This window comes from Acidovorax sp. LjRoot204 (assembly GCF_056175785.1).
Genome location: NZ_JBGFFF010000173.1, coordinates 1 through 8,250 on the forward strand (window position 1 = coordinate 1; position 8,250 = coordinate 8,250).

The 8,250-nt window shown below is 66.0% G+C and carries 8 protein-coding genes; 1 reads left to right on the forward strand and 7 read right to left on the reverse strand.

The window, feature by feature from the left end:
• Positions 1-169: 169 nt before the first annotated feature.
• Positions 170-529, forward strand: a complete 360-nt coding sequence (locus AC04MI_RS21265; RefSeq protein ID WP_476498623.1) for a VOC family protein — start codon at positions 170-172, stop codon at positions 527-529.
• A gap of 34 nt (positions 530-563) precedes the next feature.
• Here AC04MI_RS21265 and AC04MI_RS21270 read toward each other — a convergent pair whose 3' ends face one another.
• The 7 genes from AC04MI_RS21270 to AC04MI_RS21300 form a co-directional block, all read right to left on the reverse strand.
• On the reverse strand, positions 564-1,487 hold the full coding sequence (locus AC04MI_RS21270) for an ABC transporter permease (RefSeq protein WP_476498624.1): 924 nt from the start codon (positions 1,485-1,487) through the stop codon (positions 564-566).
• A gap of 114 nt (positions 1,488-1,601) precedes the next feature.
• Positions 1,602-2,663: an ABC transporter permease gene (locus AC04MI_RS21275; RefSeq protein WP_476498625.1), complete on the reverse strand. Its 1,062-nt coding sequence runs from the start codon at positions 2,661-2,663 to the stop codon at positions 1,602-1,604.
• Positions 2,664-2,688: 25 nt separating this feature from the next.
• Positions 2,689-4,245, reverse strand: coding sequence for an ABC transporter ATP-binding protein (locus AC04MI_RS21280; RefSeq protein WP_476498626.1), 1,557 nt, complete (start codon positions 4,243-4,245; stop codon positions 2,689-2,691).
• The gene (locus AC04MI_RS21285; protein ID WP_476498627.1) at positions 4,246-5,211 is read right to left on the reverse strand and encodes a 5'-methylthioadenosine/S-adenosylhomocysteine nucleosidase; all 966 of its coding nucleotides are present in this window, start codon (positions 5,209-5,211) and stop codon (positions 4,246-4,248) included.
• A gap of 111 nt (positions 5,212-5,322) precedes the next feature.
• Positions 5,323-6,333 carry a BMP family protein gene (locus tag AC04MI_RS21290; protein ID WP_476498628.1) on the reverse strand — a complete coding sequence of 337 codons (1,011 nt, stop codon included), beginning with the start codon at positions 6,331-6,333 and terminating at the stop codon, positions 5,323-5,325.
• A 301-nt stretch (positions 6,334-6,634) separates the two neighbouring features.
• A complete protein-coding gene (gene upp, locus AC04MI_RS21295; RefSeq protein WP_056062295.1) occupies positions 6,635-7,264 on the reverse strand; it encodes a uracil phosphoribosyltransferase in 630 nt (209 codons plus the stop codon).
• Positions 7,265-7,347: 83 nt separating this feature from the next.
• On the reverse strand, positions 7,348-8,250 hold a 903-nt coding region (locus AC04MI_RS21300), incomplete at its 5' end, for a threo-3-hydroxy-L-aspartate ammonia-lyase (protein WP_476498629.1).

Sequence of the window (8,250 nt, forward strand, 5' to 3'; positions counted from 1 at the left end):
GCCTTCGGTCACTTCGGTGATGTGGCCGCCTTGCACGGCGATGGACATGTTCTGGCGGCCGTCGGGCAGGCTGGCGTGGGTGATGAGCAGGTCGAGCATGGTGGGGAGTGTAGATATTCGTCGGGACGCGCTGGCACACTGCGGGGTCTCAAGAAGAAAGGGTCATCCGATGAACGCACATGAAAAGTTGAACTACGTCGAATTTGCCGCGTGCGATGTGCCCGCCACCAAGTCGTTCTTTGAAAAGGCCTTTGCATGGACCTTTGTGGACTATGGCCCCGAATACACGGCCTTCTCGGGCCAGGGGTTGGACGGCGGCTTCTTCCGCGCCAGCCTTTGTTCCACTCCAGCCACTGGCGGCGCCTTGCTGGTGTTCTACAGCGCAGACCTCGAAGCCACATGGGCCAAGGTGGAGGCGGCAGGTGGCCATGTGGTCAAGCCGGTGTTCGACTTTCCGGGAGGACGGCGCTTTCATTTCACAGAGCCCAGCGGCAACGAGTTTGCGGTGTGGTCCGACCAGAGGGTGTGAATGAATCGGGCGTGGTGGGCTCATTCGCATCTTCTCATCGCTCCCCCTTGCGRTAGGGCTTCATCAGCGCCTGCGGATACGCCGCCTTGCGTGCCACCAGCACCAGCGCCAGGATGGACAGCAGGTACGGCAGCATCAGATACACCTGGTACGGCAGCCACGCATCGCCCGCCTGCTGCAGCCGCAGCTGCAGCGCGTCAAAGAAGGCAAACAGCAGCGCACCCAGCAGCGCCTTGCCAGGCCGCCACGAGGCAAACACCACCAGCGCCACGCAGATCCAGCCGCGGCCGTTGATCATGTTGAAGAAGAASGCGTTGAASGCCGASAGCGTGAGRAASGMSCCSGCCACGCCCATCAGCGCMGASCCSGCCAYGATGGCGCCGGTGCGCRTGGCCGCSACCGASAYRCCCTGGCYCTCGGCSGCCTGCGGGTTCTCGCCCACCATGCGCACGGCCAGGCCCAGCGGGGTGCGCATCAGCACCCAGGCCAATAGCGGCACCAGCAGCAGGGCCAGCAGCGTGAGTGGGGTTTGTGCCGACAGGATGGGAATGCCCAGCCATTCCATCGGTGCAAAGGGCTCGATGGTGGGTGGCGTGTTCACCTTGGGGAAACTCACCCGGTAGCCGTAGTAGCTGAGCGCCGTGGCCAGCAGCGTGATGCCCAGCCCGGACACATGCTGCGACAGCGCCAGCCCCACGGTGAGCCATGCGTGCAGCAATCCAAACACTGCGCCGGTGAGCGCCGCCACCAGCACCCCGGCCCACAGTCCGTGGCCCGTGTACACCGTGAGCCAACCAGTGAAGGCGCCAGCGACCATGATCCCTTCAATGCCCAGGTTGAGCACCCCGGCGCGTTCGCACAGCAAAACCCCCAGCGTGCCCAGAATGAGCGGGGTGGCGACCCGCAGGGTGGCAATCCAGAACGCSGGRTTGGCGAGGATGTCGAGCAGKTCGGTCATGCGGCTGCTCCGTGGAAATTTGCTTTCATTTCGATAGCATCTAGCGCATGATTCACTAGCGCCAGAGGCCTATTTGGCTTGAAATTGTGGTGTGTATGGGTTGTCATGGCTGCTTCACTTCCACCGCACGCGGTACTGCGTCAGCAGCCCGGCCACCAGCACCGCAATCAGCGAAGTCGCCACGATCACATCCGCAATGTAGGTAGGCACGCCCACCGCGCGGCTCATGCTGTCAGCCCCCACCAGCACGCCCGCCACAAAGGTGCCCGCCGCAATCACGCCCAGCGGGTGCAGTCCGGCCAGCATGGCGATCACGATGCCGCTGTAGCCGTAGCCGGGCGACATGTCGAGCGTTACATAGCCAGTGCGACCGGCCACTTCGATGGCGCCAGCCAAGCCTGCGAGCCCGCCGGAGAGCAAGGCGACCAGCACCACCGTGCGGGTGATGGGCACGCCCGCAAAGGCAGCAGCGCGTGCATTGGCTCCCGCAGCACGAATGTCAAACCCCGGCACAGTGCGTGCCAGCAGCGCCCACAGCATCACGGCCAGCGACACGGCCCACAGCAGCCCCGTGTGCAGCCGCGTCTGAGGCACCAGCTTGGAGAGTTCCAGGTCGCCCTGTAATGCCACACTCTGCGGCCAGCCCATGGAGAGCGGGTCTTTCATCGGCCCATCGAGCAGGGCTGACACCAGCAGCAGCATGATGAAGTTGAGCAGCAGTGTGGTGACCACCTCGTCCACGCCCAGCCGCGCCTTCATCAGCGCCGGGCCCAGCAGCAGCGCCGCGCCCGCCAGCGCGGCCGCCAGCATCATGAGTGGGAAGAGCAGATAGGGCGACCACTCCAGCCCCGTGCCCCCATGCATGCCGCCCACGGCCACGGCGGCCAGCGCCCCGGCATAGAGCTGCCCCTCGGCCCCGATGTTGAACAGCCGCGCGCGAAAGGCCACGGCGGCTGCCAGCCCGGTCAGGATCAGCGGCGTGGCGCGGGTGAGGGTTTCGGTCAGCGCAAACACCGAGCCGGAGGCGCCCTGCAGCAGCAGCGCATAGGTCTGCCCCACGGGCGCGCCAGCCCACAGCACCAGCAGGGCGCTGACGAGCAATGTGAACACCACGGCGCCCACCGGCGCCAGCACGTAGGCGGCGGGGGAGGTGTGGTTGCGTTTTTCAAGTCTCATGCTGGGTTGTTCTTGTGGTTGTCGCTCAATGGGCAGCGCCCGCCATGGCCAGGCCGATGGCTTCGCGTGTCCAGTCTTCGGCGCGTCGCGCCTCGCTCAGTTGTCCGTCGTGCATGACGGCCACACGGTCACCCAGCGCCAGCACTTCGTCCAGATCGTCCGAGATCAGCAGCACGGCCGCTCCCGCATCGCGTGCGTTGATGAGCTGCTGCTGCACAAACATCACCGCACCAATATCCAGCCCCCAAGTAGGCTGGTGGGCCACGATGAGCTGGGGCGCAGGCGCGGTGTAGCCCGCTGCGTCCTCCGGCGGCATCAGCGCCCGGCCCAGGATGAGCTTTTGCATGTTGCCGCCCGACAGCGACCGGGCGGGGGTGTCCGGCCCGCCGCCGCGCACGTCAAAGGTCTCGGCCACGCGCCGTGCATGCTGGCGCGCAGCGCGGCGTTTGACCCAGAAGGCACGGAACCACGGGTGCGCAAACCAGGGGCCGCGCAGGCGTTCGGACACCGCGTTCTCCCACACGGGCAGGTCGCCCACCACGCCCACGGCGTGGCGGTCTTCGGGGATGCGGGCCACGCCCTGGCTTACTAGCCAGGCAGGCCGCGCTTGCAACGGTGCGTCGCGCAGCGTGACCTGGCCGGTGGAGGCGCTGCGCACGCCGCACAGCAGGTCGGCCAGTGCCACTTGGCCGTTGCCGCTCACGCCCGCAATCGCCACGATCTCGCCAGCGCGCAGGGTGAGGGACACATTTTTCAGCCGGTCGCGCCCCGTGGGCGCGGTGCTCACGTGGCTGAGCGTGCAGATGGGCTCGCCCACGCTCCCCGCGGGGCGGCGTTCGGCCGCCTCAATCGCATGGCCTACCATCCATTGCGCCAGTTGCCCCTGCGTGGTGCCCTGTGCAGGCGCCTCGGCCACCAGCTTGCCTTGGCGCAGCACGGCCACGCGGTGTGAGACGCGCAGCACCTCGCCCAGTTTGTGGCTGATGAAGATGATGGACAGGCCCTGCGCSACCATCTGCGCMAGSGTGKCGAACAGCGCYTCGCTYTCYTGCGGSGTGAGCACSGCGGTSGGYTCGTCSAGGATCAGGATGCGCGCGCCSCGGTACAGYGCCTTSAGGATYTCGACGCGCTGSCGYTCGCCSACCGAGAGGCTGCCGACCTTCGCRTCGGGGCTCACTGGCAGGCCAAACTGCTGCGACACCGCCAGCAGCTTGGCGCGGGCGTCGCTGCGGCGCGAGAAGGGCTGCCACAGCGGCTCGCTGCCCAGCAGCACGTTGTCSAGCACSSTGAGGTTGTCGGCCAGCGTGAAGTGCTGGTGCACCATGCCMAYGCCCGCSGCCAGCGCTGCACGCGGCTGGCCGGGCGGCAGGGGCTGGCCAAAGGCTTCGATACTGCCTTCGTCAGCCACGTAGTGCCCGAACAGGATGGACATCAGCGTGGACTTGCCTGCGCCGTTTTCGCCCAGCAGGGCCAGCACTTCGCCGCGTGCCAGGGTCAGGCTGATGGCGTCGTTGGCGACGAGCTTGCCGAAGCGTTTGGTGATGTCCGACAGTTTCAGGACGGGGGCGTTGGTGGAGGCCATCTACTTCCACGCCGCCAGAAACGCCCGCAATACCTTGGCCGAGTTGGCGGCCGCCAGGCCCATGAAGGTGCCCATTTCGTTCTCGCCATCACCACCACCGGCGAGGTCGCTCAGTGACCGGAAGGCGATGTAGGGCACGCCRTTGCTGTGGGCGACCATGGCGGTGGCGGCGGTTTCCATGTCGAGCACGTTGGCCCCGAAGGTCTTGAAGGCGTACTCGCGGAAGGCCTTGTTGTCCACAAAGGCCTGGCCCGATACGCCGTTGCCGCCCACCACCAGTTGTGGGCGCTGCTTGAGGCAGGTGGCGGCCAGGCAGTGCTCCAGGCCCACGTTCTGCAGGCTGCGGGCGGTGGCCAGCATCTTCGGGTCGGCTTCGAACCAGAACTTCTTGCTGAGCTGGGGGTTGGCAGCCGATCGCACCTCCACCGGGCGCGGGTGCATCATGCCGAAAGCGGGCATCGTCAGCTCGCTTTTCATCCACGCGGGGGCGCTGTACTGGCCGGGCTGCTCTTCGCGCGCCATCAGCCATTCCATGTACTGGCCCCACTGTGCGGGCACCGTCACGTCGCCAATGTGCAGGCTAGGGTTCACGCCGCCCGCAATGCCGCTGAAGACCACGTGGCTCACGTGGAAGCGGTCCAGCACCAGCTGGGTGTTCATSGCCGCGTTGGTCATGCTGATGCCCGASAGGAAMASCACCACSGGYTTGCCCTCSAGCGTGCCGGTGGTGAACTCSACGCCGTTGAYGCTGTGCTTGGCAGGCTGCTGCACCTGGGGCAACAGCACGGTCAGCTCGGGCGCAAAGGCGGAGATGACGGCGATGCGGGGCGTGTCGTCCAGCCGCACGGCTGTTTTGCCAGGCGAGGTGGCGGCACAGCCCGCGACCACGGCGGCCAGGGCCAGGGCGCCCAGCAGGCGGGTGCACCGCGTTGTCAGAGTCGGCTTGGTGGTGTGGTGCGAAAACATGATCGGTGAGCCAATGGCGGTGAGCATCAAAACAAACAGGCCACCGCTTTGCTGGGGTGGCCTGTGCACAGAAGTTGAGGACGCGGGCACGGCGCCCGCTGCATCCGGTGCTTACTTGGCCGTGGACTTGGGCTGGGTGTCGTCCACCTTCACGGTGAACTTGCCGGCCAGGATGTCGGCCTCCTTGGCCTTGACCTTGGCGACGATGTCGGCCGGCACCTTCTTCTCGAATGTGCCCAGGGGCGCGAGTTCGGAGCCCTTGTGTTTCATCATCGAATATGGGCCGTAGTCCTCGGCCGTGAATTTGCCGTCCTTGACCAGCTTGAGCGCGCGCTCGATGCTCGGCTCCATGTGCCACAGGGCCGATGCCACCACSGTGTCGGGGTACTGCKCYTGCGTRTYGATCACGTTGCCGATGGCGAGCTTGCCYTTTTCCTTGGCCGCGTCGCTCACGCCRAAGCGCTCGGCGTASAKCACGTCGGCSCCCTTGTCGATCATSGCGAAGGYSGCTTCCTTGGCCTTGGGYGGRTCRAACCAGCTGTTGATGAAGSTSAYGSTGAAYTCGACCTTGGGRTTGGTYTCCTTSGCGCCCGCCATGAAGGCGTKCATSAGSCGGTTSACTTCGGGRATSGGRAAGCCGCCSACCATGCCGATSTKGTTGGTCTTGGTCATGCCGCCAGCCACCATGCCGCTCAGGTATGCGGGCTCCTGGATGTAGTTGTCGAACACGCTGAAATTGGGCGCCTGCGGCTTGCCGGAGGAGCCGAGCAGGAACGAAGTCTTGGGGAAGTCCTTGGCCACCTTGCGGGCGGCGGCTTCTACCGCAAAGGCCTCGCCCACGATGAGCTGGTTGCCGCCGGTGGCGTACTCGCGCATCACGCGCTCGTAGTCGGCGTTGCTCACGTTTTCGCTGGCCTTGTATTCGATCTCGCCACGTGCCTCGGCGGCCTTGAGGGCCTTGTGGATGCGGCTGACCCATTGCTGTTCAAAAGGCACCGTGTAGATCGCCGCGACCTTGATCTTGGACTGTGCGAAGGCCAAAGAGGGCGCCATCGCCATGGCGGCCGAGAGGGCCATGGAGGTGCAGAGCAGGCGTCCGGTGAAGATGCGGCGAGTGGTCATGGTGGGGTTCCTTCAGACAAGCAAACAAGGAGGTTGGGTGTGCTGCTACCAAGCAAGGAGCGCGCCAGTCGGTGGCTGTGTAACTGCAAACCAGCGGCAAGTCTGCCAGAGGAAAGCCACCAGTTGGTAAAAAAAATGGTGCATGCGTGCAGCGCATCCGGAAACCAGGCTGGGGCACCCCACCAGGGTAGGGCTCCCAATGGGCTGTTGTGCAACGCAGAGAGGCCCGGTGATGAAAAAAAAGCCACCGCTGGGCGGCAGGCCCTGCGGTGGCTGGTGCACGGGCGCTGCCGTTGTGCGCTTATTTGGTGCCAAAAATGCGGTCACCCGCATCGCCCAGGCCCGGCAGGATGTAGCCGTGGTCGTTCAGCTCGCGGTCGATGGCGGCGGTGAAGATGGGCACGTCGGGGTGGGCCTTCTGCAGCGTGGCCACACCTTCGGGGGCGGCCAGCAGGCAGACGAACTTGATGGAGCGGGGGTTGAGCTTCTTGAGGCGGTCCACACAGGCCGCGGCCGAGTTGCCTGTGGCCAGCATCGGGTCCACCACGATGATGTCGCGCTCGTCCATTTCGGACGGCATCTTGAAGTAGTACTCCACGGGCTGCAGCGTGGCTGGGTCGCGGTACAGGCCGATGTGGCCGACGCGGGCGCCGGGCACCACGTTGAGCATGCCGTCCAGAAAGCCGTTGCCCGCGCGCAGGATGGAGACCAGCACCAGCTTCTTGCCATCGATCATCTTGCCGGTCATGGTCTCCAGCGGGGTTTCGATCTGCACATCCTGCAGCGGCATGTCGCGGGTCACTTCGTACGCCATCAGCGTGGACAGCTCGCCCAGCAGGCGGCGAAAGCTGTTGGTGCTGGCGTCTTTCTTGCGCATCAGCGTGAGCTTGTGCTGGACGAGGGGGTGGGTGATGACGGTGACGTTGCTCATGGGGAACCTGAAAGGAGAAGGGCAGGGGCCTTTGCGCTGATGATCAGGCACGCTCTGCCGCGCGGTGAGTGAAAAAGTGGGGGCTAGTCTGCCAGAAACCGTGCCAGGCGCGACAAATCGACGTTGCCGCCGCTGATGAGAATGCCGACGCGCGCGCCGTGGATGTCCACGTTGCCATGCTGGGCCCCGGCGAATGCCAGGGCGCCCGTGGGTTCGACCACGATCTTCATGCGTTCGGCAAAAAAGCGCAGGGACTCGACCAGCTGCTCGTCGGTGGCGGTGACCATGTCGTCGGCCAGGCGCTGGATGATGGGGAAGGTGAGCTGGCCCAGCGCCTGGGTTTGTGCGCCGTCGGCAATGGTGTGGGGCGTGGGGATCTGCACCACATGCCCGGCCTTGACCGACTGCTGGCCGTCGTTGCCCGCTGCGGGCTCCACCCCTACCACCCGGCATTGCGGCGCCAGGGCCTCGGCGGCCAGCAGGCTGCCCGCGAGCAGGCCGCCACCACCGACGCAGACGAAGAGGTAGTCCAGGTCGGGCACTTCTTCAAAAAGCTCCTTGGCCGCCGTGCCCTGGCCCGCGATCACATGGGGGTGGTCGAACGGGGGGACCAGCGTCATGCCGCGCTCCAGCGCCAGGCGGCGGCTGATGGCCTCGCGGTCTTCGGTGTAGCGGTTGTAGGTGACGACCTGGGCGCCATAGTCGCGCGTGGCGGCCATCTTGGAGGCGGGGGCGTCCTCGGGCATGACGATGGCGGCAGGCATGTCCAGCAGCCGGGCCGACAGTGCAATGGCCTGCGCGTGGTTGCCCGCCGAGAAGGCGAGCACACCGCGTTCGCGCTGCTCGTCGGTGAACTGGGCCAGGGTGTTGAACGCGCCCCGGAACTTGAACGCGCCGGTGCGCTGCAGGTTCTCGCACTTGAAGAACAGCTGCGCACCCAGCCGCTCGTCGGCGGTGCTGGAGCGCAGCACGGGCGTGCGGTGCGC

Bases quoted from the DNA above. Each gene is read 5' to 3' on its own strand.
- AC04MI_RS21265 (WP_476498623.1), top strand. From the start codon at position 170: ATGAACGCACATGAAAAGTTGAACTACGTCGAATTTGCCGCGTGCGAT.
- AC04MI_RS21275 (WP_476498625.1), bottom strand. From the start codon at position 2,663: ATGAGACTTGAAAAACGCAACCACACCTCCCCCGCCGCCTACGTGCTG.
- upp (WP_056062295.1), bottom strand. From the start codon at position 7,264: ATGAGCAACGTCACCGTCATCACCCACCCCCTCGTCCAGCACAAGCTC.